This window comes from Citrobacter sp. Ce129, assembly GCF_030334545.1.
Taxonomy (GTDB): Bacteria; Pseudomonadota; Gammaproteobacteria; order Enterobacterales; family Enterobacteriaceae; genus Citrobacter; species Citrobacter europaeus.
In genome coordinates, this window is sequence record NZ_JAOWDS010000039.1 from 1 (window position 1) to 305 (window position 305).

At 55.1% G+C, this 305-nt stretch carries 1 protein-coding gene; it reads left to right on the forward strand.

Annotated features, from left to right (window positions below; translation table 11 throughout):
• On the forward strand, positions 1-305 hold a 305-nt coding region (locus OGV77_RS24815; RefSeq protein WP_286502535.1), incomplete at both ends, for a DUF6453 family protein.

A 305-nucleotide genomic window follows, 5' to 3' on the forward strand; every position in this document is an offset into this window, starting at 1 on the left:
AAATGGGATAACCCGAATGTGTCGGTGGGGTTTGATGGCACCAGTATCATCGTTCGCGATATTTCCTACACAGGGCGGGAAGACGTGGCCGGAACGGCGACGATAGACCTGGTGATATTCAATCAGACCGCACCTGTCGGCGGCGACGGTATTACGATGAGCAACGCCGCAGGGCAGGTCACGTTCTCCACGCTGAAACGCCCCTTTGTGTATGACCGACAAATCCAGATCACCGATGCTTTCCAGAATATTGGCGGCGGGTTCTGCCAGATAGTTTATACCGGCGTGCAGGTCCGTATGGATGG